Origin of the sequence: Cronobacter sp. EKM101R, from assembly GCF_963888145.1 — a bacterium.
Taxonomy (GTDB): Bacteria; Pseudomonadota; Gammaproteobacteria; order Enterobacterales; family Enterobacteriaceae; genus Cronobacter; species Cronobacter turicensis.
In genome coordinates, this window is sequence record NZ_CAWPHW010000001.1 from 646711 (window position 1) to 669727 (window position 23017).

The following is a 23017-nucleotide window of genomic DNA, read 5'->3' on the forward strand; positions in this document are numbered from 1 at the left end:
AACAAATCCTTGATGTTGATTGAGGTTATAACCCTTCATGCTAGCGTCAGGGGCTGAGGGCGTCTATGGTATAGTTGTCTTAAATCATGAAACGGCCTATTACTCCAAAAGAGGCGGTTCTCTTTTATTGACCTTACGCATCCTGTATGATGCGCACAGCAAACCTTATCAACGCTGGTACTATTCCCGCTCCATGACCCTGTTAGCTCTCGGCATCAACCACAAGACGGCTCCTGTTTCGCTGCGAGAACGCGTGACGTTTTCGCCGGATACGCTCGACCAGGCGCTGGAAAGCCTGCTGTCGCAGCCGATGGTGCAGGGCGGCGTGGTGCTCTCGACGTGCAACCGTACCGAGCTTTACCTCAGCGTTGAGGAACAAGACAACCTGCACGACAAACTCGTGCGCTGGCTGTGCGACTACCATCATCTTGATGAAGAAGAGGTGCGCAACAGCCTTTACTGGCACCACGATAACGACGCTGTCAGCCATCTGATGCGCGTCGCCAGCGGTCTCGATTCGCTGGTGCTGGGCGAGCCGCAAATTTTGGGCCAGGTGAAAAAAGCGTTCGCCGATTCCGGCCGCGGCCATGCTAACGCCAGTGAGCTGGAGCGCATGTTCCAGAAATCCTTCTCCGTCGCCAAGCGCGTACGCACCGAAACCGATATCGGCGCCAGCGCCGTGTCGGTGGCGTTCGCCGCCTGTACGCTGGCGCGGCAGATTTTCGAATCGCTCTCAACGGTCACCGTGATGCTGGTCGGCGCGGGCGAAACCATCGAGCTTGCCGCCCGTCACCTGCGTGAACACAACGTGCAGAAAATGATCATCGCCAACCGTACCCGCGAGCGCGCCCAGCGCCTGGCGGATGAAGTCGGCGCGGAGGTCATCGGGCTTGGCGATATCGACGAACGTTTAAAAGACGCGGATATCATCATTAGCTCCACCGCGAGCCCGCTGCCGATTATCGGCAAAGGCATGATGGAGCGCGCGCTGAAGGCGCGTCGCAACCAGCCGATGCTGCTGGTGGATATCGCCGTACCGCGCGATGTCGAGCCGGAAGTGGGTAAACTTGCCAACGCCTATCTCTACAGCGTCGACGATCTCCAGAGCATCATCCAGCACAACCTGGCGCAGCGTAAAGCGGCGGCGGTGCAGGCGGAGTCTATCGTCGAGCAGGAAGCCTGCGAATTTATGGCCTGGCTGCGCGCCCAGAGCGTCAGCGAGACCATCCGTGAATATCGCGCCCAGGCCGACCAGGTGCGGGAAGAGCTCACCAGCAAAGCCCTGGCGGCGCTGCGCACCGGCGGCGACGCTGAAGCCATCATGCAGGATCTGGCGCGCAAGCTGACCAACCGCCTGATCCACACCCCAACCAAATCTCTTCAGCAGGCTGCCCGTGACGGGGATGATGAACGCCTGCATATTCTGCGCAACAGCCTCGGGCTGGAGTAGCACAACACAATTCTAATTACAGGGTGATCTACCGCCTATGAAGCCTTCTATCGTTGCCAAACTGGAAGCCTTGCAGGAGCGTCATGAAGAAGTTCAGGCTCTGCTGGGTGATGCGGGTACGCTTGCCGATCAGGAGCGTTTTCGCGCTCTGTCGCGCGAATATGCCCAGCTGAGCGACGTTTCGCGCTGTTTCCTTGAATGGCGCCAGGTCCAGGAAGATATGGAAACCGCGCGCCTGATGCTAAGCGACCCGGAAATGCGCGATATGGCGCAGGACGAATTGCTGGAAGCCAAAGCGAAAGGCGAAGCGCTGGAGCAGGAGCTTCAGTTACTGTTGCTGCCCAAAGATCCGGATGATGAGCGTAATGCCTACGTGGAAGTGCGCGCGGGCACCGGCGGCGATGAAGCCGCGCTGTTCGCAGGCGATCTGTTCCGCATGTACAGCCGTTACGCTGAATCGCGCCGCTGGCGTGTGGAGATCATGAGCGCCAGCGAAGGCGAGCATGGCGGCTATAAAGAAGTCATTGCCAAAATCAGCGGCGAGGGCGTCTACGGGCGGCTCAAGTTTGAATCCGGCGGGCATCGCGTACAGCGCGTCCCGGCGACCGAATCTCAGGGCCGTATTCATACCTCCGCCTGCACCGTGGCGGTGATGCCGGAGCTGCCGGAAGCCGAGCTGCCGGACATCAATCCGGCGGATCTGCGTATCGATACCTTCCGTTCCTCCGGCGCGGGCGGTCAGCACGTTAACACCACCGATTCCGCCATTCGAATCACCCACCTGCCGACCGGTATCGTGGTGGAGTGCCAGGATGAGCGTTCGCAGCATAAAAACAAAGCCAAAGCGCTGGCGGTGCTGGGCGCGCGCATCCATGCCGCGGAAGCCGCCAAACGCCAGCAGGCGGAAGCCTCCACGCGCCGCAACCTGCTGGGCAGCGGCGATCGTTCTGACCGCAACCGCACCTATAACTTCCCGCAGGGCCGCGTGACCGATCACCGTATCAACCTGACGCTCTACCGTCTCGACGAAGTGATGGAAGGCAAGCTGGACGCGCTCATTGAGCCGATTATCCAGGAGCATCAGGCCGATCAGCTGGCGGCGCTGGCTGAGCAGGAGTAATGGAATATCAGCATTGGCTGAAACAGGCCATCCATCGTCTCACTGAAAGCGAATCGCCACGCCGCGATGCGGAGATCCTGCTGGGGTTTGTGACCGGCAGGACGCGCACGTTTATCCTCGCCTTCGGCGAAACCGCGCTGACTGACGATGAACTCGCGCGGCTCGAAGCCCTGCTGGCGCGCCGCGCCGCGGGCGAGCCGGTAGCGTATCTCATCGGCCAGCGTGAATTCTGGTCGTTGCCGCTGGAAGTGTCCACGGCAACGCTTATCCCCCGTCCCGATACCGAATGTCTGGTCGAGCAGGCGCTGGCGCGTCTGCCCGCGACGCCATGCCGCATTCTCGATCTCGGCACCGGCACCGGCGCGATTGCGCTGGCGATCGCCTCCGAGCGGCCGGACTGCCACGTCACCGCGCTGGATGTCATCCCCGAGGCCGTCGAGCTTGCTAAACGCAACGCGCAGCGGCTCGGCATCGATAACGTCACGGTTTTGCAAAGCCACTGGTTTTCCGCGCTGACGGACGCGCGTTTTTCGCTTATCGTCAGCAATCCGCCGTATATTGACGGCGACGATCCGCATCTGACGCAGGGCGACGTGCGTTTCGAACCGAAAAGCGCGCTTGTGGCGGAAAATGCGGGCCTGGCGGATCTTAAAACGCTGATTGTCGGAGCGCGGCATTTCCTTGAGGATAACGGCGGGTTATTGCTGGAGCATGGCTGGCAGCAGGGCGGGGCGGTGCGCGAACTTTTTGAGCGCGCGGGCTATCAGGGTGTTGAAACCTGCCGCGATTACGGCGGTAATGAACGTCTGACGCTGGGACACTATCGCAACACACAGGAGTAAGGCAGCATGGCCGCTTATTTTGCAGTAAAACACTTACATATTCTGACGGTGGTCATTTCCATCAGTCTGTTTATTTTGCGCTACTGGTGGCAGTACCGCAGCTCGCCGATGTCCTCAAAGCGCTGGGTGCGCATTGTGCCGCACGTCAACGACACCGTATTGCTCGGCAGCGGCGTGGCGCTGGTGCTGATCACGCATTTTTATCCGTTCACCCCGCAGGGCGCGTGGCTGACTGAAAAACTCTTTGGCGTTATCATCTACATCGTTTTAGGCTTTATCGCGCTCGGGCGTCGCCCGCGCAGCCAGCAGGTCCGCTGGATTGCTTTCCTGCTTGGGCTGGTGGTGCTCTACATCATCGTGAAACTCGCCACCACCAAAATACCGCTATTGGGGTTGATATGAAGTCGTTGGCCGATTTCCAATTTAACAACGCGCCGCTCTGTGACGGCATGATTCTGGTTTCACAGCATATTCGCGACGATTTTCCGGCGCAGGACGTTTACGACCAGCTCGAAAGCCTGGTGCGGCTGGCCCGCGAAGAGATCTGCGAAGGCTCGCATCAGGATACGCAGCTTGAGCGCCTGCTGGAGCTGTTTTACGGCGAGTGGGGCTTTAGCGACGCGCGCGGCGTTTACCGCCTGTCTGACGCGCTGTGGCTGGATAAAGTGCTGAAAAAGCGCCAGGGCAGCGCGGTCTCCCTCGGGGCTATCCTGCTGTGGATCGCCGGGCGTCTTGATATTCCGCTGATGCCGGTGATTTTCCCGACGCAGCTCATCCTGCGCGCCGACTGGATGGATGGCGAAATGTGGCTCATCAATCCGTTTAACGGCGAAACGCTGGATGAACATACGCTCGAAGTGTGGCTCAAAGGCAACATCAGCCCGGTGGCCGAACTCTATATGGACGATCTCGAAGAGTCTGAACACAGCCTGGTTATCCGCAAGCTGCTCGACACGCTGAAATCGGCGCTGATGGAAGAGCGGCAGATGGAGCTTGCGCTGCGCGCCAGCGAAGCGCTGCTGGAGTTCAACCCGGAAGATCCGTATGAAATCCGCGACCGCGGACTGATTTACGCCCAGCTCGACTGCGAGCACGTGGCGCTCAATGATTTAAGCTATTTTGTGGAGCAGTGCCCGGAAGATCCGATCAGCGAGATGATTCGGGCGCAGATTAACTCTATTTCGCACAAGCAGATTACCCTGCACTAAGCGCGGCGTGTACCGATTTACACAGGATAAAGGCGATAATATGAAACAAAAAGTGGTTAGCATTGGCGATATCAACGTAGCGAACGATCTGCCGTTCGTCTTGTTTGGCGGCATGAACGTGCTGGAATCGCGCGATCTGGCGATGCGCATCTGTGAGCACTACGTCACGGTGACCCAGAAGCTCGGCATTCCTTACGTTTTCAAAGCGTCTTTTGATAAAGCCAACCGCTCGTCCATTCACTCCTACCGTGGCCCGGGCCTCGAAGAAGGGATGAAAATCTTCCAGGAGCTGAAACAGACCTTTGGCGTGAAAATCATCACCGACGTGCACACCGCCGAGCAGGCCCAGCCGGTTGCGGATGTGGTGGACGTTATCCAGTTACCGGCCTTCCTGGCGCGCCAGACCGATCTGGTTGAAGCGATGGCGAAAACCGGCGCGGTTATTAACGTGAAGAAACCGCAGTTCATTAGCCCCGGCCAGATCGGCAACATCGTCGATAAATTCAAAGAGGGCGGTAACGAGCAGGTGATCCTGTGCGATCGCGGCACCAACTTTGGTTATGACAACCTGGTGGTCGACATGCTGGGCTTTGGCGTGATGAAGAAAGTGTCTGGCAACGCGCCGGTGATTTTTGACGTGACCCACGCGCTGCAGTGCCGCGACCCGTTCGGCGCCGCGTCCAGCGGTCGTCGCGCCCAGGTAACGGAGCTTGCCCGTGCGGGTATGGCGACCGGCATCGCGGGTCTGTTTATCGAAGCGCACCCGGACCCGGAACACGCGAAATGCGACGGCCCGTCCGCGCTGCCGCTGGCGAAGCTTGAGGCGTTCCTCACGCAGATCAAAGCTATCGACGATCTGGTGAAAAGCTTCCCGGAACTCGATACCGAGAACTGATCGGCCTGACCGAAAAAAGAAAAACCCCGCGATGCGGGGTTTTTTTATGGGCGTGACCCACCGCCCCAATGGAGCAATCAGGTTCTTGTAGGGTGGGTAAGCAACGCGCACCCACCGTTCCAGCGCAGCGCACCCACCATAACCCCTACGCGAAAATCGTCATCAGATAGGCCGCGAACAGCGCCAGATGCGCGCTGCCGTTCAGCACATTCGTGCGCCCGGTGGAAAACGAAATCTGGCACAGCATCAACGCCGCGAGCATCACCACCATCTCCGGCGCGCCGAGCGCGAAATGGAGATCGTTGCCGGTCAGAATCGCGATAATCGTCACTGTCGGCACCGTCAGCGAAATAGTCGCCAGCACCGAGCCAAAAAAGAGATTCATCGCGCGCTGCACCTGATTATTCAGCACCGCTTTCAGCGCGCCCAGGCCTTCCGGCGAGAGAATAAGCAGCGCCACCAGGAAACCGGTAAACGACACCGGCGCGTTAAGATGGCTTAACAGCGCTTCCAGCGGGTTGGCGTTCATCTTGGTGACCGCGATCACCGCAATCAGATGCACAATCAGCCAGACCGCGTGCCACAGGCTGCTGTGCGCCGACGGTTTCCCGTGGTGCGGGTCATCGTCGTCGCCCTCGTCTTCATGCTCGTAGACAAACAGGCTCTGGTGCGTTTTGGTCTGGATCAGCAAAAACACGCCGTACATCGCCGCCGAGATAGCCGCCACCAGCAACGACTGACCGGTAGAAAAGTTGCCGCCCGGCAGCGCCATCGGGAAGACCAGTACAATCACCGCAAGCGGGAAGAGGGCAATCAGATACTGTTTAATACCGAAGAGATTCACATACTGCGTGGCGAATTTTCGCCCACCCAGCAGCAGCGCCACGCCCACCAGACCGCCGGTAACAATCATGATGATTGAATAAAGCGTATCGCGCATCAGCGTCGGCGCGGCGTCGCCGGTAGCCATTAACGCTGAGATCAGGCTCACCTCGAGGATAACGACTGACAGGCTCAGAATCAGCGACCCGTACGGTTCGCCAAGGCGGTGCGCCAGCACATCTGCGTGGCGCACCACGCTAAACGCGCTGCTGAGGATCCCTACCAGCGCCAGCGCGTTGATGCCGATAATCACTGGCAGCGACTGGCTGGACCCCCAGAACGCCAGCACCGCCAGCGCTAATACCGGGAAAATGAGAGAAGACTCCTTATGGCGGGTCTTCACCGCCTCATGGCTTGTTTTGGTCACGTTAATTCTCCAGAGAAGCAGGTCATTATCATTATAGTGAGGAGGAAGGCTGACCGTAAAAGTACCAAAAAACACGCTGTCATGAGGGTTTATTTACGAATTTTTACGGCTATTCGCTAATTTTTCATTAAGTTAGCCAAAAGATGCAGTTTCATTGAGAATCCATTTATCTTACAGGGGATTGTGAATAAGATTTTTACGCTTCGCTTGCGGCTGGCGCGCTGTCCGATTGTGTTCCACACTTATCTTTTGGCCAGTAAAGGAGCGTAGCGATGCCCTATTCCTCCAGAACCGATTTACCCGATAACGTGCGTAACGTCCTCCCGGCGCACGCGCAGGATATCTATAAAGAGGCGTTCAACAGCGCCTGGGATCAATATAAAGACGAGGACGACCGGCGCGGCGATGCCAGTCGGGAAGAGACGGCGCATCGCGTCGCCTGGGCCGCCGTTAAACATGAGTACGAAAAGGGCGATGACGACAAATGGCATAAGAAAAAATAATGCTTAGTTAATCGCCTGATTCCTTTCCATCTTTACCTTTATCCCCGCGTACAGTGCGGGGACAGATAAGTTTTTTGTCGGTCGAAAACGCCGCTGCGGTCTTGTCAGCGGCGCGTTAATCCCCTATCGTCACCCCGTAATTGCTTTCTGATTGAGCGATAAAAAGATTCTGAAAGCGCTTAAAATCGCAGGGAAGCAGCCGTGGTGGAGGTAGAAGGTGTTAACACGTGATTTCTTAATGACAGCAGACTGTAAGACGGCTTTCGGAGCCATTGAGGAATCGTTACTGTGGACGCCAGAGCAGCGGGCGGCGTCACTGGCCGCCACGCTCGCCTGTCGTCCTGAAAACGAACCGGTCTGGATTTTTGGTTACGGGTCCCTGATGTGGAACCCGGCAATGGTGTTTGAAGAGCGCTGCGCCGCGACCCTCAGCGGCTGGCACCGCGCGTTCTGCCTGCGGCTCACCGCCGGGCGCGGCAGCGCGTGTCAGCCAGGGCGCATGCTGGCGCTGAAAGAGGGCGGCGCCACGACTGGCGTCGCGTATCGTCTGCCCGAGGCGGAGCTTGAAACCGAACTGACGCTGCTGTGGAAGCGCGAGATGATCACCGGCTGTTACCTGCCGGGCTGGTGCAAACTCACGCTTGATGATGGCCGCACCGTGCACGCGCTGGTCTTTATCATGGACCCGAGCCACCCGCTGTATGAAGCCGACACCCGTCCTGCGACCATCGCGCCGCTTATCGCCCGCGCCAGCGGCCCGCTTGGCACGAATGCGCAATATCTCTTCTCGCTGGAGCAGGAGCTGAAAAAGCTCGGCATGGGTGAAGCGTCGCTGGATGAGCTGGCGTCTGAAGTGCGTGCCTGCCAGGCGCGCGATGACGACGAGCGCGGCGAACTGCAACCGCATTTCGCGTGAAAAACCCCGGCGGGCGCCGGGGAGAATGGTCAGGCCGGAACGTAGCTGATGGAGTGTTCCAGCGTCTGGCTGTGACTGTCGATAAGCACATCCCAGACGCCGCTGTAAGGTACGCTGATATACGCGCTGTTGCGGTTCTGCACGCTTAAAATATCCGCCCCCGCACGTTTAGCGCGCTCGCCAGCATTCATTAAATGAATGTGGCAATTCGCTGAACAGCGCACCACCACCGTGTCTCCGCCAAACAATTTCAGGCTTGCTTTTACCCGCGCCATCTTTAACCTCTCTGTCAATGATAAAACCGTCAGGACAGCCTTTCGAACGTGAGGCTGTTCACAAAACCTGTCGGAAATAACACCAAAGAGGGAGGCCGCGAACGCTGATTTTGATCAAAAAATGCGGCCACAATACGATATTCATCACATTGTTCGCCAAAGCGGCGAGCAGGCGCGCGGAAAATGTCTGAATGCGCGCCTGCGCCTGATTAAATGCGGAAATGGCCGGCGGTCTGGGCGAGTTCGCCCGCCTGGCCCTGCAACGCGCCCGCCGCGGCGGCAGATTGCACCACCAGTTCGGCGTTCTGCTGCACCATCTGATCGAGCTGCACCACCGCGTGGTTAATCTCCTGGATGCCTTTCATCTGCTCGCTGGTGGCGACCGTGATTTCACGCATGATCCCGGAAACGTTGCTGATGCTGCTGACTATCTCTTCCATCGATTCCCCCGCGAGGCGAACGTAGCGCGAGCCGGTCGCGACGCTCTGCGTGGTGGAGTCGATAAGCGATTTAATCTCTTTCGCCGCCTGGGCGCTGCGGCTGGCGAGGTTACGTACTTCGCCCGCCACCACCGCAAAGCCGCGGCCCTGTTCGCCTGCGCGCGCGGCTTCCACCGAGGCGTTCAGCGCCAGGATATTGGTCTGGAACGCGATGCCGTCAATGACGCTGGTGATATCGCCGATTTTCGCCGAGGCGCTTTCAATCAGCTGCATGGTGGAGATGGCTTTGGACACCACTTCACCGCCGCGCGAGGCGGCATCCGTCGCGCTCTGCGCCTGGGTATTAGCCTGCGCCGCCGCATCGGTGGAGTTGGCGACCGACGCGGTTATCTCTTCGACGGCGCTTGCCGTCTCACGCAGGCTGGAGGCGGCCTGCTCGGTGCGCCCGGAGAGATCCTGGTTCCCGGCCGCGATTTCATTCGCCGCCACTTTCACCGAGGCGCTGGCGTCGCGCAGCTGGCCCATCACGTCTGAGAGCTTATCGCAGAAGGCGTTAAAGGCATGGGCTATCTGCGCCACTTCGTCACGGCCATCTTCCGGCAGTCGCTGCGACAGATCGTTGGTGCCGCTGCTGATAGCCACCAGCGCGTCGCGGATCATCAGCAGGCGTTTTAACAGCTTTGTGACCAGGAAATGCATCAGCGCGCCGGTAATCAACAGCAGCACCAGCACGGAAATAGCCGAGGTGTTGAGCAGGGCGCGCATGCCGGACGTCGCGTCGTTTTCATCCAGCGCGATGACCAGATACCACTGGGTGCCCGGCACCGGCGTCGCCAGCAAGGCTTTTTGCGCGCCGCCGATATCACCCTCCAGCGCCGTATCGCTCGCTTTCAGTTCGCTGAACGCGACGCCCGACACCGCCTTATCAAAGGGCTTTGACGTCAGCGCAGGATCTTTCGCCGCAATCAGCGTGCCGTCGTCATTTACCAGCAGCCCGCTGCTGTTCTCGGTGGGGTGAATGCTGCGCACGTTAGCGATAACGCTGTCCATGGAGAGATCGCCCGCGACAACCGCCGCAATCGCGCCGTTTTGCTTCACCGGCACCGCGAATGTCACCACCAGCTTGCCGGTTCCGGCATCCACATAAGGCGCAGTGACCACCGGCGCATCGGCTTTCACCGCCTGCTGATACCACGGGCGAATGGTCGGATCGTAATCCGCCGGCACGCCTTCCGGGTTGGAGAATTTCGCGGTTTTGGTGGCGTAACCGACGTAGACGTTCATAAAGCCGCCCGCTTTCGCCATCTGCGTAAAGACCGGCACCGGATCGGCGCCCAGCGCGACGGTATCCAGCGACTGGATCATGGCGATTTTACCGCTGACCCAGTCGCCGATCGCCAGATTGTGGCTGGCGCTGGTACTGCGCAGCGTATTCAGGCTCGCCTGCTGATTATCCAGCCGGGTGACCTGGTAGTTCATGATGGTGTTCAGTAACAGCGCACCGACCAGGCAGCCGGCGGTGGCTGCGATGATGCGCGCGCGAATGGACGTTAACATAGGCGTATACCCTGCTGTGTGTTGTGTAAGTGTTGTGTGTCGGGACGAGCGTGTTGTTATGGGTTTTAAGTAAAATATCGGCACACGGGGCAGGGACTTGATGGGCAACGCAGGTGAATAAGAAAATATTATTACACCTGCGTAATTATCAGAAGGTCAGGACTTTGTCGGCCTCCAGCGTCCACTGGGCCAGTTCCACCAGCGTGCCGATCTCCACACCCTCAATCAGCGGCAGCGCGCTCACGCCGCGTCCGTCGGCGCAGGTCTTGCACAGCTTCACCGGGACATTCTGCGCGGTGAGGATCTCCAGCATCTGCTGCACGTTATACCCCTCGGCGGGCTTCTGGCCGCGCAGACCTGCGGTGACGGCATCTGACATCAAAAACAGCTTCAGCTCGGGGGCCTGCGGCTGGTCGCGCAGCGCGATGGCAAGACGCAGGCTGTTAAACAGCGATTCGCTGCCGTAAGCCGCGCCGTTGGCGATAATCACGATCTTTTGCATCCGGAACTCCTTTGCCATGACGGCATAGTTATTGCTTGGTTCCTGTAAAGGCGACAACAGGAGAATGAGCGATGGCAATACCCGCGACATCCTTGCAGGACGCGCAGGCGTGGTTTCGTTTCGCCCGGGAGAGAAAACGCAGCCAGCTGGAGGCGTGGTCGGGCGTCGGCGACTGGGTCAGCCAGATAAGCCATCTGGTGCATATGCTACAGCGCGAGCGCGGCGCGTCCAACATCTGGCTCTGTTCCGGCGGACAGCTTTTCGCGCGTGAGCGCGCCTTTTGCGTGACAGAAACCGACCAGCGCGCGGCGCAATTTCGCGCCGTCCCTGTGCCGCTCGCCGCCGCAGGCAGCCTGCTTTCCTGGCGCATGGCCTGCGCGCTCTGGCAGCTTGAGCAGTTGCCTGCGCTTCGCGCGCGCATTCTCGCCCGTGAGGTGGAGCCCGGCGAGGCGATGGATCATTTTAATCTCACTATCCGGCATCTGCTGGATCTGGTGCCGGAGGCGAGCGAAAGCGTTGATGAAGCGTCGCTCGCCCGCGCGCTGACGGCGCTCTACAGCTTTATGCAGGGCAAGGAACTGGCAGGCCAGGAGCGCGCCACCGGCGCTATCGGCTTTACGCAGGGGGCGTTTAGCGAGCCGCTGCGCCAGCGGCTGGCGGACCGTATCGACGGGCAGCAGCGCTGCTTCGAGACGTTTTTATCGCTCGCCAGCGCCGATATTCGCGAGCGTTTCTACCGTGACGGCGAAGCCACGCGCGAGCTGGAGCAACTGCGGCGTCTCGCCTGTACGCGGCTGCCGGCCGATGATGACAACCGCGCGCGCGCGGTGCGCTGGTTTGCGCTGCAAACCACACGGCTGGACGCGCTGCGCGATATCGAAGAGGCGCTGATTGCCGCACTGCTGGCCGAGGCCCGCAGGCTGCTGGCGCAAGAGACGAGCAGCGAAACGCCGGAAACGGCGCTGGCCCGCCGCGCGCCTGTGCATGACGAGCCGCAGACCCCGGCGCTTGAGCGTCATCTGCTGCCGCTGGTGCGCCAGCAGGCCCGCGAGGTGGAATCGCTGACGCGCCAGCTCGCCTCGCTGCAGGCGAATCTTGAGGAGCGCAAGCTTATCGAACGCGCCAAAAGCTTGCTCATAAGCCATCAGCAACTCAGCGAGGAGCAGGCGTGGCACCAGTTGCGTAAGCTCGCGATGGATCAAAACAAACGGATGGTGGAGATTGCCGAAGCGATGCTGGCGGTCGCCCAGCTCTGGCCGGTAACCCCAAAGGAGTAGCTGCACAGCAAGCGGGCATTGTGTGCATGGAAATGGGGCAGCGCGGGGGAGTTGCGCGGTGCGTTTTGGCGATGTCACTGGCGGGTGCGCTGCGCTTACCCGCCCTACAATATCGGTCTCACGTTTTACGTAGGGTGGGTAAGCGTAGCGCACCCACCGCCTCCCGATAACCAGGAAAAGAAGGCCGGAGGAGAGAGTTTTGCTCCGGCTAAAAAAAATCGGCCCATGAGGCCGATTTTCCGCCGGGAGCCGGGATTGCAAAGGGGGCGGCGGCGAGCCCCCTTTGCACGTTCGCGTGAGGGAAGCGTCCATATAAAAAAGGCGTTATGGCGAACGGAACGTGTTCACCGACTTTGTATATTTCCCCTCAGCCTGGCCGCGAAAACCGGACGGCGGGTGCGCCGTTAAACCTGGCACACCCCTTGCTTAATAAACCTTGACAAACATTTCCCGGCGGCTCGCCAACGGCGGCGGGCAGACCGGAAAGGATAAAGGCGTCCTGCAATGTCTTCGGACATTGGCGGACGCCTTTTTTATTTTCAGGAGCAGCCATGAGCGATTCATCCTTTTCTCTTTCCCGCCGCCGCCTGTTGCAGGCCGGGGCCGCGCTGGGCGGCGCGATGCTGTTACCGGGGCTGATGGGCAGCGTGTGGGCCGCGGGCTCGGACAAACCCGAGCTTGAGACCGTGCGCGTCGGTTTTATTCCGCTTACCGACTGCGCGCCGGTGGTTATGGCCGCGCTAAAAGGCTTCGATAAAAAATATGGCATTCGCATCCTGCCCAGCAAAGAGGCGAGCTGGGCGGCGGTGCGCGACAAGCTGGTTTCCGGCGAGCTCGACGCCGCCCATGCGCTCTATGGTCTGATCTACGGGCTGGAGCTCGGCATCGCCGGTAAGGCGCAGCCGATGGCGAACCTGATGACGCTCAACCAGAACGGCCAGGCGATTTCGCTCAGCGCCGATCTCCTGGAGAAAGGCATCACCACGCCCGAGGCGCTGAAAAAACGGATCGCCGCAAGCGAGCCTGGCGCTTACACCTTCGCCCATACCTTTCCGACCGGCACCCACGCCATGTGGTTGTACTACTGGCTGGCGGCGGCGGGCATTCATCCTTTCAACGATGTGCGCACCGTGGTGGTGCCGCCGCCGCAGATGGTGATGAACATGCGCATCGGCAATATGGTCGGCTTCTGTGTCGGCGAGCCGTGGAACGCCCGCGCCATCAACGACCGCATCGGGTTTACCGCCGCCACCTCGCAGTCCATCTTCCCGGATCACCCGGAAAAAGTGCTCGGCACCCGCCGCCTGTGGGTGGAGCAGAACCCGAATACCGCCCGCGCGCTCACCGCCGCCGTGCTGGAGGCCGCCCGCTGGATAGACGCCTCGGACGATAACCGCCGCGAAACCGCCCAGGTGCTGGCGAAACGCGCGTACCTCAACACCAAAGCGCAATACCTCACGCCGCGCATGCTCGGCGAGTATGACGACGGCGCCGGAAAGCGCTGGCAGGACCCGCACGGTATGCGCTTCTTCCGCGACGGCGAAGTGAGCTATCCCTGGCACTCCGACGGCATGTGGTTCTTAACGCAGTTCCGCCGCTGGGGCCTGCTGAAAACCGACCCGGACTACGCGGCCATCGCCGCCCGCATCAACCGTACCGACATCTACCAGCAGGCCGCAGAGGCAGTGGGCGGCATCGCGCTGCCCGCGTCAACGCGTCGCGCCAGTCGTCTGATGGACGGCAGCGTCTGGGACGGGCGCGATCCTGCCGCGTATGCGGCCCGTTTTGCCATGAAACGTTAAGGGGAAACCATGAAAGAGCTTAAACAGACCGTGAGCGCGGCGCCCGAACAGCCCGCCGGTGAAGTGATAGTGATGCCCCGCGTGGCGGTGCGTAAACGCCGCACGCCTCTCGCGGCTACGGTGAACGCGCTGCTGGCCCGTGTGGTGCCGGGCATTCTGGGCCTGGCGCTGCTGGTTATCGCCTGGCAAATCGCGGCCGTCAGCAGCAAAGGCTTTCCGACGCCGCTCAGCACGCTCGACTCGGCGCTGACGCTTTTCGCCGACCCGTTCTACAACGAAGGGCCGAACGATCAGGGCATCGGCTGGAATGTGCTGGCCTCGCTCAGCCGCGTGGCGGTGGGCTTCGGGCTGGCGGCGCTGGTGGGCATTCCGCTCGGTTTTCTGATTGGCCGCTTTACCTTTCTCGGGCGGATGTTCAACCCGCTTATCGCGCTCCTGCGTCCGGTCAGCCCGCTCGCCTGGCTGCCCATCGGCCTGCTGTTGTTTCAGAAGGCCGAGCCCGCCTCCAGCTGGACCATTTTTATCTGCTCGATCTGGCCCATGGTCATCAATACCGCCGAAGGGGTGAAGCGCATTCCGGACGACTACCTGAACGTGGCGCGGGTATTACAGCTCTCCGAATGGACGGTGATGCGCCGCATTCTCTTTCCGGCGGTACTGCCTGCGGTGCTCACCGGCGTGCGGCTCTCGATCGGCATCGCCTGGCTGGTGATTGTCGCCGCCGAAATGCTCACCGGCGGCCTCGGCATCGGCTTCTGGATCTGGAACGAGTGGAACAACCTCAACGTGGAAAACATTCTCATCGCCATCGTCATTATCGGCGTGGTGGGGTTGCTGCTGGAGCAGGGGCTGATGCTTATCGCCCGCCGCTTCAGCTGGCAGGACAAATAAGGAGCGACCATGAAACCCGTCATTCAGGTACAGAACGTCAGTCAGCGCTTCAACACCGCCAGCGGCGAGTTCCTGGCGTTGCAGAACGTCAGTTTCGACATCAACGCGGGCGAAACCGTAAGTCTTATCGGCCACTCCGGCTGCGGCAAATCGACGCTGCTCAATCTCATCGCGGGCATCACGCTGCCGAGCGAGGGCGGCTTGCTGTGCGATAACCGCGAAATCGCGGGGCCGGGTCCGGAGCGCGCCGTGGTGTTTCAGAACCACTCGCTACTGCCTTGGCTCACCTGCTTTGAGAACGTGGCGCTGGCGGTAGATCAGGTATTTCGCAAAACCATGGATAAGGCCCAGCGCCGGGAGTGGATTATTCACAACCTGGAGCGGGTGCAGATGGGACACGCGCTCAATAAGCGCCCCGGCGAGATCTCCGGCGGCATGAAGCAGCGCGTCGGCATTGCCCGCGCGCTGGCGATGAAGCCCAAAGTGCTGCTGATGGATGAGCCGTTCGGCGCGCTGGACGCGCTCACCCGCGCCCACCTACAGGATGCGGTGATGCATATCCAGCAGGAGCTCAACACCACCATCGTGCTGATTACGCATGACGTGGACGAGGCGGTGTTGCTCTCTGACCGCGTGCTGATGATGACCAACGGCCCGGCGGCGACGGTGGGCGAGGCGCTGGAGGTGAATCTTCCGCGTCCGCGCAACCGGGTGCAGCTCGCCGACGACAGCCGCTATCACCAGTTGCGCCAGCAGATCCTGCATTTCCTCTACGAAAAGCAGCCGAAAGCGGCGTAAGGAGCGGCGATGGCGCAACGACTGGTGATTATCGGCAACGGCATGGCGGCGGTGCGTCTGGTGGAGCAACTGCTGGCGCGCGCGCCGGAGCGCTTCGCCATCACGCTTATCGGCGATGAGCCGGTGCCCGCCTATAACCGCATCCTGCTCTCGCCGGTGCTGGGAGGCGAAAAACACGCCGCGCAGACGCAGCTTCACGACGCGTCATGGTACGCACGTTACGGTGTCACATTATTAACCGGCGAGCGGGCGCTGGCGGTGGATCTGACCGCGCGTACCGTGGCCACCGCCGCGCGCACGTTGCCCTGGGATGAACTGGTATTCGCCACCGGCTCGACGCCGTTTATTCCGCCGATTGAAGGCAGCGAGCTGCCGCACGTGCGCGCCTTTCGCACGCTGGCGGATGTCGGGGCGCTTCTCGCCACGCCTGGCCCGGCCGTGGTGCTGGGTGGCGGGCTGCTCGGCGTGGAGGCCGCCGCGGCGCTCGCCCGGCAGGGCGCGGCGGTGACGCTGGTGCATCGTCACCCGTGGCTGATGGAGCAGCAGCTGGATGCGCAGGCGGGCGAGTGGCTTGCCGAAAGCCTTCGCGCGCGCCGCATCCGCGTGGTGACCGACAGCGGCATTACGCGCATTACCTCAGATGACGTGACGCTTGCCTGTGGCGAAATCGTCGCGGCGCAGCGGGTGGTGATCGCAACCGGCGTGCGTCCGACGATAGCGCTGGCGCAGGCCGCCGGGCTCGCTTGCCAGCGCGGCATTGTCGTTGATGACGCGCTTCGCGCCTCGCACCCGGCGGTGAGCGCCATCGGCGAGTGCTGTGAAATCAACGCGCAAACCTGGGGGCTGGTGGCGCCCTGTCTGCAGCAGGCGGACGTGCTGGCGGCGAGGCTCTGCGGCGAGGCGGCGCGCTTTGGGTATGAAGAAAAAGGCACGCGCCTCAAGGTCACAGGTATCGCGGTCTTCAGCGCGGGTGTGGTGACGCCCGGCCCGCAGGCGCAGACGCTGATAAGCCTCGACCCAATAGCCCGCCACTATCGCCGCTTGATCCTGGAGCACGGCAGGCTCACCGGCGTGCTGCTGTATGGCGATACCGACAGCGCCAGCGCGCTGATGAATCACTTCGGGCAGCCGCTGCGCGCCAGCGCCGGGCTGCTGTTTGATGAAACCGATGAAACGCAGCCCGCGGCTGCAGGATATGACACGATGACAAAACAAACTCTGGTGGTCGTGGGCCACGGCATGGTTGGGCATCATTTTCTGGAGCAGTGCGTCAGCGCCGGGCTGCATGAGCGCTTTCATATCATCGTCTTTGGCGAAGAGCGTCACGCGGCCTACGATCGCGTGCATCTCTCGGAGTATTTCGCCGGGCGCAGCGCGCAGTCGCTCTCCATGGTGCAAGGCGATTTCTTCGCGCAGACGGGTATTGAACTACGCACCGGCTGCCAGATTGTGGCGGTGGATCGCGCGCAGCAGATCGTGCGCGACGCGCAGGGCCATGAAACGCATTTCGACCAGCTGGTGCTCGCCACCGGCTCCTGGCCGTTCGTGCCGCCGGTGCCGGGGCGCGAGCTACCGGGCTGTTTCGTCTACCGCACGCTTGACGATCTCGACGCCATCCGTGCGCGCGCGCAGCACGCCACGCGCGGCGTGGTGGTGGGCGGCGGTCTGCTGGGGCTTGAGGCGGCGAACGCGCTCAAACAACTGGGGCTGAAAACGCACGTAGTCGAGTTTGCGCCGGGGCTGATGGCGGTGCAGCTCGATGCGCCAGGCGCTGCGATGCTGCGCGAGAAAATCGAGGCGCTGGACGTCAGCGTGCATACCAGCAAATCCACCACGGCGATTGTGGAAGAGCATGGCGGCCTGACCATGCAGTTTGCCGACGGCGACAGCCTGCAAACCGATCTGATTGTCTTTTCGGCGGGCATTCGTCCGCAGGACAGTCTGGCGACATCGGCGGGGCTTGCTACCGGCGAGCGCGGCGGCATCGTGATTGACGACCAGTGCCGCACCAGTGACGCGCATATTTTCGCTATCGGCGAATGCGCGCTGTGGGAGAACAAAATTTTCGGGCTGGTGGCGCCGGGGTATCAGATGGCGCGGGTCGCTGCGGCGACGCTTGCGGGCGAGGCGGCCGCATTCCGGGGCGCGGACATGAGCACCAAACTGAAGCTGCTTGGCGTTGAGGTGGCGTCGTTTGGCGACGCGCACGGGCGCACGCCCGGCAGCCAGAGCTATCAGTGGACCCATGGGCCGAAGCGGATCTACAAGAAAATCGTCGTCTCGGCGGACGGTAAAACGCTGCTCGGCGGCGTGCTGGTGGGCGACAGTAGCGAATACGCCACGCTGCTACAGATGATGCTCAACGGCATGGCGCTCCCCGCCGAGCCGGAGACGCTGATACTGCCCGCCAGCAGCGGCGCGCCCGCCAAAGGGCTCGGCGTGGCGGCGCTGCCGGAAAGCGCGCAGATCTGCTCATGTCATAACGTCAGCAAGGCGGATATCTGCGCGGCGGTGTCGGGGGGCGCAGGCGATATGGGCGCGGTGAAACGCTGCACCAAAGCGGCGACCGGCTGCGGCGGCTGTAGCGCGCTGGTCAAACAGGTGATGGAGTATCAGCTCGAACAGCAGGGCGTGACGGTTAAAAAAGATATCTGCGAGCACTTTGCGTATTCGCGCCAGGAGATTTACCACCTGGTGCGCGTCAACCATATCCGCACGTTTGACCAGCTCATCAGCCGCTACGGCCAGGGCCACGGCTGCGAAATCTGCAAGCCGCTGGTGGGCTCGGTGCTGGCGTCGTGCTGGAACGAATATGTGTTGAAACCAGCGCACCTGCCGCTTCAGGACACTAACGATCGCTACTTCGCGAATATCCAGAAAGATGGCACGTACTCGATAGTACCCCGAATGGCGGCGGGCGAAGTGACGCCGGACGGGCTTATCGCCATCGGGCACATCGCCAAACGCTATCAGCTCTACAGCAAAATCACCGGCGGCCAGCGCATCGATCTCTTCGGGGCGCGGCTTGAACAGCTCCCGGCAATCTGGGCGGAGCTGGTGGCGGCGGGCTTTGAAACCGGCCACGCCTACGGGAAATCGCTGCGTACCGTAAAATCGTGCGTCGGCTCCACCTGGTGTCGCTACGGCGTGCAGGATTCCACCGGGCTCGCGGTGGATCTTGAGAACCGCTACAAAGGACTGCGCGCGCCGCACAAAATTAAAATGGCGGTCTCCGGCTGCACCCGCGAATGCGCCGAGGCGCAGGGCAAGGATGTGGGTGTTATCGCCACCGACAAAGGCTGGAATCTCTACGTCTGCGGCAACGGCGGCATGAAGCCGCGCCACGCGGATCTCTTCGCAAGCGATCTCGACCGGGAGACGCTGCTGCGCACCATCGACCGCTTCCTGATGTTTTACATCCGCACCGCCGACCGCCTGCAACGCACCAGCACCTGGATGGATAACCTGGAAGGCGGCATTGATTATCTGCGCGAGGTCATTCTTGAGGATTCGCTCGGAATCGGCGAGGAACTGGAGCGCGAAATGGCGCAGGTGGTCGAAAGCTACCAGTGCGAATGGCAGACCACGCTGGCGAGCCCCGACCGGCTGGCGCTGTTCCGCTCGTATGTGAACAGCGACAAACCGGATGAAGCCGTGCAGCGCCGCGAGCTCAGAGGCCAGCCGCAGCCGGTGGACGTGGTGCAGCCGTTGACGCCGCGCGCGCCGGAGCGTCCGTGGCAGGCGGTGTGCGACGTGAATGATATTCCGCCGCAGGCGGGTATCGGCGCGCGGCTTGGCGAGATGCAGATTGCGCTGTTCCGCTTCGGCGATCGCGTCTACGCGCTCGACAATCTGGAGCCGGGCAGCGACGCCAACGTGCTGTCGCGCGGGCTGGTGGGGGACGTCGGCGGCGAACCGGTGGTGATTTCGCCGCTCTACAAACAGCGCATCCGGTTGCGCGACGGACGGCTCGCGGAAGGGCTCGCCGAGGCGGTGCGCGCCTGGCCGGTGAAAGTGGAGGGCGGCAAGGTGTGGGTGGCCGGTCAGGCGCTGCTGTTACAGGCGCAGGCGTCATGAACGGCGTTAAAACCACCTGCCCCTATTGCGGGGTGGGCTGCGGGGTGGTGGCGCAGCGCGACGACAGCGGCGCGGTGAGCGTGCGCGGCGATGAAAACCATCCGGCGAATGTCGGGCGGCTGTGCGTTAAAGGCGCGGCGCTTGGCGAGACGACCGGCCATGACGGACGGCTGCTGTACCCGGAAATCGACGGCGAACGGGCGAGCTGGGAGACGGCGCTCGACGCGGCGGCCTCGCGCCTTGGGGCGATTATCGACAAACATGGCCCGCAGGCGGTGGCGTTTTACGCCTCCGGGCAGTTGCTTACCGAGGATTACTACGCCGCCAATAAGCTGATGAAGGGATTTATCGGCGCGGCGAATATCGACACCAACTCGCGGCTCTGCATGTCTTCCGCCGTGGTGGGCTACAAGCGGGCGTTCGGCGCCGACGCGGTGCCGTGCAGCTATGCGGATCTGGAGCAGACCGATCTGCTGGTTTTCGTCGGCTCCAACGCCGCCTGGGCGCACCCGGTGCTGTATCAGCGCATCGCAGCCGCGAAGCAGGCGCGCCCGACGATGAAAATTGTCGTCATCGATCCGCGGCGTACCGCGACCTGCGATATCGCCGATCTCCATCTGGCGCTGGCGCCCGGCAGCGACGCCGGGCTGTTTGTCGGGCTGCTGAACGCGCTTTCGGACTCGCTCGCGCCGGAGGCTTTCGACGGACAGGCGCAGGCGCTTGCGGCCGCGCGCGAGTGGAGCGTGGCGCGCGTGGCGCAGTTCTGCGGGCTGGCGGAAACCGAGGTGGCCCGCTTTTACGACTGGTTTTTGAGCGCGCCCACAGCGATGACACTCTACACCATGGGCATCAACCAGTCGTCCAGCGGCAGCGACAAGTGCAACGCGATAATTAACGCGCATCTGGCGAGCGGGAACATCGGGCGGCCCGGCTGTGGACCGTTTTCGCTGACCGGTCAGCCGAACGCGATGGGCGGCCGCGAGGTGGGCGGCCTTGCCAATCAGCTCGCCTGTCATATGGGTTTTGATCCGGCGGATATTGCCCGCCTCGGGCGGTTCTGGGGCAGCGAGCGCATCGCGCAGACGCCCGGTCTGATGGCGGTCGAGCTGTTTGACGCCATCGGGCGCGGCGAGGTGAAAGCCGTCTGGATTATGGGCACCAACCCGGCGGTGTCGCTGCCGGACAGCGACGCGGTGCGCCAGGCGCTGGCGCGCTGCGAACTGGTAATGGTGTCCGACATTACCGCGCAGACCGACACGGCGGATTTTGCGCATTTTCGTTTTCCGGCGCTGGGCTGGGGCGAGAAAAACGGCACGGTCACCAATTCAGAGCGGCGGATCTCGCGCCAGCGCGCCTTTCTGCCCGCGCCCGGCGAAACGCGTGCGGACTGGTGGATAGTCGCGCAGATGGCGCGCCGCCTGGGTTTCAGCGAGGCGTTTGGCTGGCAACACCCGCACGAGATTTTTTGCGAGCACGCGGCGCTGTCGGGCTTTGAGAACGACGGCGCGCGGGCGTTTGATATCAGCGCGCTGGCCTCTCTCACCCGCGAGGCGTATGACGCGCTCGCGCCGGTGCAGTGGCCGGTGACGGTCAAACAGCCGCAGGGCACGCCGCGTCTGCTGGAAACAGGAACGGGCTGGCGCGGCGGCAGGCTCAATATGGTGGCGGTCTCCCCGGCGCTGCCGCAGGCGCAGCCCGACGCGCGCTACCCGCTGTGGCTCAATACCGGGCGCATCCGCGATCAGTGGCACACCATGACCCGCACCGGCCGCGTGGCGCGGCTGATGCAGCACCAGCCGCTGCCGCAGGTGGTCATGCATCCTGACGATGCGGCGCGCCACGCTGTGCGTGAAGGCGATCTGGTGGAAGTGGCGTCCACGCAAGGTTTTATGGTCGGCTGGGCGACGCTCGATGACGCCCAGGCGCCAGGCGCGCTGTTCGCCCCGATGCACTGGAACGCGCAATTCGCGAGCCACGGGCGCGTCAATACGCTGGTGGCGCCGGTCTGCTGCCCGCATTCCGGCCAGCCGGAAAGCAAACAGACCGCCGTGCGCCTGCAAAAACGCCGCGTCGGGTGGCAGGGCGAACTGTTCTGCCGCACGATGCCGCCGCTTGCGCCCGATCTGCTGTGGTGGCGCAGGGCGCTGGACGGGTGTCTGCACTTCACGCTGGCGGGCGTTGCGTCGCCGCAGCGCTGGCTACGCGAGCTGGCCGGGCGGGAAGGCTGGCAAATGCAGTATGCGCAGGGCGAGGGGTTTTTTCATCTGCTGGCGTGGTGCGACGGCGTGCTGATGCTGGCGTTTTACAGCGCGGCGCGTCGTCCGGCAGTGGAGAGCGAGGCGATCGCGGCGGCATTCGTTGCTCCGCCTGCGAACGCCGCCGCGCGTCATGCGCTACTGGCAGGAAAGGGCGCGCGCCATGCGCCCGCGAAGGGGCGCACGATCTGTAGCTGCTTTGGCGTGGATGAAAACGCTATCCGGGCCGCCATTAGCGCGGGCTGCGACAGCCCCGGAAAGCTCGGCGACACCCTGCGCTGCGGCACAAACTGCGGCTCGTGCATCCCGGAACTAAAAGCGCTGCTGGCGCAGACGGCCTCACTGCCCGAAGCGGCCAATCAGGCCGGTGGCGCCGAGCGCGTGGCCTTTGAGCTTCGCGAAGAGTTCATCGCGCGTCAGGCCGGGCGGGAGATCGCTCGGTAAGTCGATCGCGATAAGCGTGAAAGTGTAATGGTGCGCGCCGCTGCCGGGCGGCGGGCAGGGGCCATGCCAGGCGCGGGTGCCCGGCGTATTTTTTCCGGCGGTGAAGCCTTTGCCGTCGGTCAGCGCATTGGCGGCAAGCCCGGTGGTGGTGGCGGGAATGTTATAGGCGACCAGGTGCGTCACGCCGAGCCCCTTCGCGCCTTCCGGATCGTGAACGATCAGCGCGAAACGCGTCGTGCCCTGCGGCGCATGGCTCCAGATAAGCGCGGGCGACTGATTCTCACCCGTGCAGTTCGGATTTTGCTTCGCGTTACCGGCGAATTTTTTCTCCATCATGCCGTTATCGGCAAACGACGGGGACTGCAACATGAAGATACCGTCGTCAGACTCCGCGGCGACGGCGTTAACAGCGGCAATAGCAAACAGGCAAGCGAGCAGCGATTTTTTCATCAGCGTGTCTCACGCAGGGTGGGAACGTTAAGCGTAGCGCACCGCGCGCAAACGGGCTGCGGATTA

19 protein-coding genes are annotated in these 23017 nt (G+C 62.1%); 14 read left to right on the top strand and 5 right to left on the bottom strand.

From position 1 onward, the window contains the following. The first annotated feature begins 193 nt into the window (after window positions 1-193). Genes hemA through kdsA form a run of 6 tightly spaced genes read left to right on the top strand, consistent with a single transcriptional unit; the run spans window position 194 to window position 5515 of the window. Window positions 194-1450 carry a glutamyl-tRNA reductase gene (hemA, locus tag AACV31_RS03200; RefSeq protein WP_032807408.1) on the top strand — a complete coding sequence of 419 codons (1257 nt, stop codon included), beginning with the start codon at window positions 194-196 and terminating at the stop codon, window positions 1448-1450. A 37-nt stretch (window positions 1451-1487) separates the two neighbouring features. After that, the gene (gene prfA, locus AACV31_RS03205) at window positions 1488-2570 is read left to right on the top strand and encodes a peptide chain release factor 1 (RefSeq protein ID WP_007762113.1); all 1083 of its coding nucleotides are present in this window, start codon (window positions 1488-1490) and stop codon (window positions 2568-2570) included. Continuing rightward, window positions 2570-3412, top strand: a complete 843-nt coding sequence (gene prmC / locus AACV31_RS03210; RefSeq protein ID WP_165154424.1) for a peptide chain release factor N(5)-glutamine methyltransferase — start codon at window positions 2570-2572, stop codon at window positions 3410-3412. Before prfA ends, prmC begins: the two co-directional genes overlap by 1 nt. 6 nt (window positions 3413-3418) lie before the next feature. Continuing rightward, window positions 3419-3814: an invasion regulator SirB2 gene (gene sirB2 / locus AACV31_RS03215; RefSeq protein ID WP_007762110.1), complete on the top strand. Its 396-nt coding sequence runs from the start codon at window positions 3419-3421 to the stop codon at window positions 3812-3814. Further along, window positions 3811-4620, top strand: coding sequence for an invasion regulator SirB1 (gene sirB1 / locus AACV31_RS03220; RefSeq protein ID WP_015741514.1), 810 nt, complete (start codon window positions 3811-3813; stop codon window positions 4618-4620). The genes sirB2 and sirB1 overlap by 4 nt, the downstream gene beginning before the upstream one ends. Window positions 4621-4660: 40 nt before the next feature. Further along, window positions 4661-5515 carry a 3-deoxy-8-phosphooctulonate synthase gene (gene kdsA, locus AACV31_RS03225; protein WP_075198543.1) on the top strand — a complete coding sequence of 285 codons (855 nt, stop codon included), beginning with the start codon at window positions 4661-4663 and terminating at the stop codon, window positions 5513-5515. 145 nt (window positions 5516-5660) lie between these two features. Here kdsA and chaA read toward each other — a convergent pair whose 3' ends face one another. After that, the gene (chaA, locus tag AACV31_RS03230; protein ID WP_105580874.1) at window positions 5661-6764 is read right to left on the bottom strand and encodes a sodium-potassium/proton antiporter ChaA; all 1104 of its coding nucleotides are present in this window, start codon (window positions 6762-6764) and stop codon (window positions 5661-5663) included. Between the two features lie 272 nt (window positions 6765-7036). Here chaA and chaB point away from each other — a divergent pair, with 272 nt between their 5' ends. Together chaB and AACV31_RS03240 are read left to right on the top strand one after the other, a co-directional pair. Next, on the top strand, window positions 7037-7267 hold the full coding sequence (gene chaB, locus AACV31_RS03235; RefSeq protein ID WP_004388054.1) for a putative cation transport regulator ChaB: 231 nt from the start codon (window positions 7037-7039) through the stop codon (window positions 7265-7267). A 217-nt stretch (window positions 7268-7484) separates the two neighbouring features. Beyond that, window positions 7485-8183 carry a gamma-glutamylcyclotransferase gene (locus tag AACV31_RS03240; RefSeq protein ID WP_105538743.1) on the top strand — a complete coding sequence of 233 codons (699 nt, stop codon included), beginning with the start codon at window positions 7485-7487 and terminating at the stop codon, window positions 8181-8183. Window positions 8184-8212: 29 nt separating this feature from the next. Here the strand turns inward: AACV31_RS03240 and AACV31_RS03245 are convergent, their stop codons facing one another. From AACV31_RS03245 to AACV31_RS03255, 3 genes are all read right to left on the bottom strand, one after another. Next, window positions 8213-8458, bottom strand: coding sequence for a DUF1883 domain-containing protein (locus AACV31_RS03245; RefSeq protein WP_007762087.1), 246 nt, complete (start codon window positions 8456-8458; stop codon window positions 8213-8215). A 209-nt stretch (window positions 8459-8667) separates the two neighbouring features. Next, window positions 8668-10455: a methyl-accepting chemotaxis protein gene (locus AACV31_RS03250; RefSeq protein WP_165154422.1), complete on the bottom strand. Its 1788-nt coding sequence runs from the start codon at window positions 10453-10455 to the stop codon at window positions 8668-8670. 148 nt (window positions 10456-10603) lie between these two features. Beyond that, a complete protein-coding gene (locus AACV31_RS03255; RefSeq protein ID WP_007762079.1) occupies window positions 10604-10957 on the bottom strand; it encodes a DsrE/DsrF/TusD sulfur relay family protein in 354 nt (117 codons plus the stop codon). A gap of 71 nt (window positions 10958-11028) precedes the next feature. On the opposite strand from AACV31_RS03255, the gene AACV31_RS03260 reads away from it, so the two are divergent. From AACV31_RS03260 to AACV31_RS03285, 6 genes are all read left to right on the top strand, one after another. Next, window positions 11029-12234 carry a nitrate regulatory protein gene (locus AACV31_RS03260; RefSeq protein WP_165154420.1) on the top strand — a complete coding sequence of 402 codons (1206 nt, stop codon included), beginning with the start codon at window positions 11029-11031 and terminating at the stop codon, window positions 12232-12234. A 551-nt stretch (window positions 12235-12785) separates the two neighbouring features. Beyond that, window positions 12786-14036: a CmpA/NrtA family ABC transporter substrate-binding protein gene (locus AACV31_RS03265; protein WP_165154418.1), complete on the top strand. Its 1251-nt coding sequence runs from the start codon at window positions 12786-12788 to the stop codon at window positions 14034-14036. Window positions 14037-14045: 9 nt separating this feature from the next. Next, entirely contained in the window at window positions 14046-14927 is an 882-nt protein-coding gene (gene ntrB, locus AACV31_RS03270) for a nitrate ABC transporter permease (RefSeq protein WP_075198551.1), read from the top strand. A gap of 9 nt (window positions 14928-14936) precedes the next feature. Further along, window positions 14937-15725, top strand: a complete 789-nt coding sequence (locus AACV31_RS03275; RefSeq protein ID WP_105580868.1) for an ABC transporter ATP-binding protein — start codon at window positions 14937-14939, stop codon at window positions 15723-15725. Between the two features lie 9 nt (window positions 15726-15734). After that, window positions 15735-19802, top strand: coding sequence for a nitrite reductase large subunit NirB (gene nirB / locus AACV31_RS03280; protein ID WP_165154416.1), 4068 nt, complete (start codon window positions 15735-15737; stop codon window positions 19800-19802). Then, window positions 19799-22501 (top strand): nitrate reductase, encoded by a 2703-nt coding sequence (locus AACV31_RS03285; RefSeq protein WP_165154414.1) that lies wholly within the window; start codon window positions 19799-19801, stop codon window positions 22499-22501. The genes nirB and AACV31_RS03285 overlap by 4 nt, the downstream gene beginning before the upstream one ends. Here the strand turns inward: AACV31_RS03285 and AACV31_RS03290 are convergent. Then, window positions 22397-22951, bottom strand: coding sequence for a YbhB/YbcL family Raf kinase inhibitor-like protein (locus tag AACV31_RS03290; RefSeq protein WP_165154412.1), 555 nt, complete (start codon window positions 22949-22951; stop codon window positions 22397-22399). The genes AACV31_RS03285 and AACV31_RS03290 overlap by 105 nt on opposite strands. Between the last annotated feature and the right edge of the window lie 66 nt (window positions 22952-23017).

Bases quoted from the DNA above. Each gene is read 5' to 3' on its own strand.
- hemA (WP_032807408.1), top strand. From the start codon at position 194: ATGACCCTGTTAGCTCTCGGCATCAACCACAAGACGGCTCCTGTTTCG.
- prfA (WP_007762113.1), top strand. From the start codon at position 1,488: ATGAAGCCTTCTATCGTTGCCAAACTGGAAGCCTTGCAGGAGCGTCAT.
- prmC (WP_165154424.1), top strand. From the start codon at position 2,570: ATGGAATATCAGCATTGGCTGAAACAGGCCATCCATCGTCTCACTGAA.
- sirB2 (WP_007762110.1), top strand. From the start codon at position 3,419: ATGGCCGCTTATTTTGCAGTAAAACACTTACATATTCTGACGGTGGTC.
- sirB1 (WP_015741514.1), top strand. From the start codon at position 3,811: ATGAAGTCGTTGGCCGATTTCCAATTTAACAACGCGCCGCTCTGTGAC.
- kdsA (WP_075198543.1), top strand. From the start codon at position 4,661: ATGAAACAAAAAGTGGTTAGCATTGGCGATATCAACGTAGCGAACGAT.
- chaB (WP_004388054.1), top strand. From the start codon at position 7,037: ATGCCCTATTCCTCCAGAACCGATTTACCCGATAACGTGCGTAACGTC.
- AACV31_RS03245 (WP_007762087.1), bottom strand. From the start codon at position 8,458: ATGGCGCGGGTAAAAGCAAGCCTGAAATTGTTTGGCGGAGACACGGTG.
- AACV31_RS03250 (WP_165154422.1), bottom strand. From the start codon at position 10,455: ATGTTAACGTCCATTCGCGCGCGCATCATCGCAGCCACCGCCGGCTGC.
- AACV31_RS03255 (WP_007762079.1), bottom strand. From the start codon at position 10,957: ATGCAAAAGATCGTGATTATCGCCAACGGCGCGGCTTACGGCAGCGAA.
- AACV31_RS03260 (WP_165154420.1), top strand. From the start codon at position 11,029: ATGGCAATACCCGCGACATCCTTGCAGGACGCGCAGGCGTGGTTTCGT.
- AACV31_RS03265 (WP_165154418.1), top strand. From the start codon at position 12,786: ATGAGCGATTCATCCTTTTCTCTTTCCCGCCGCCGCCTGTTGCAGGCC.
- ntrB (WP_075198551.1), top strand. From the start codon at position 14,046: ATGAAAGAGCTTAAACAGACCGTGAGCGCGGCGCCCGAACAGCCCGCC.
- AACV31_RS03275 (WP_105580868.1), top strand. From the start codon at position 14,937: ATGAAACCCGTCATTCAGGTACAGAACGTCAGTCAGCGCTTCAACACC.
- nirB (WP_165154416.1), top strand. From the start codon at position 15,735: ATGGCGCAACGACTGGTGATTATCGGCAACGGCATGGCGGCGGTGCGT.
- AACV31_RS03285 (WP_165154414.1), top strand. From the start codon at position 19,799: ATGAACGGCGTTAAAACCACCTGCCCCTATTGCGGGGTGGGCTGCGGG.
- AACV31_RS03290 (WP_165154412.1), bottom strand. From the start codon at position 22,951: ATGAAAAAATCGCTGCTCGCTTGCCTGTTTGCTATTGCCGCTGTTAAC.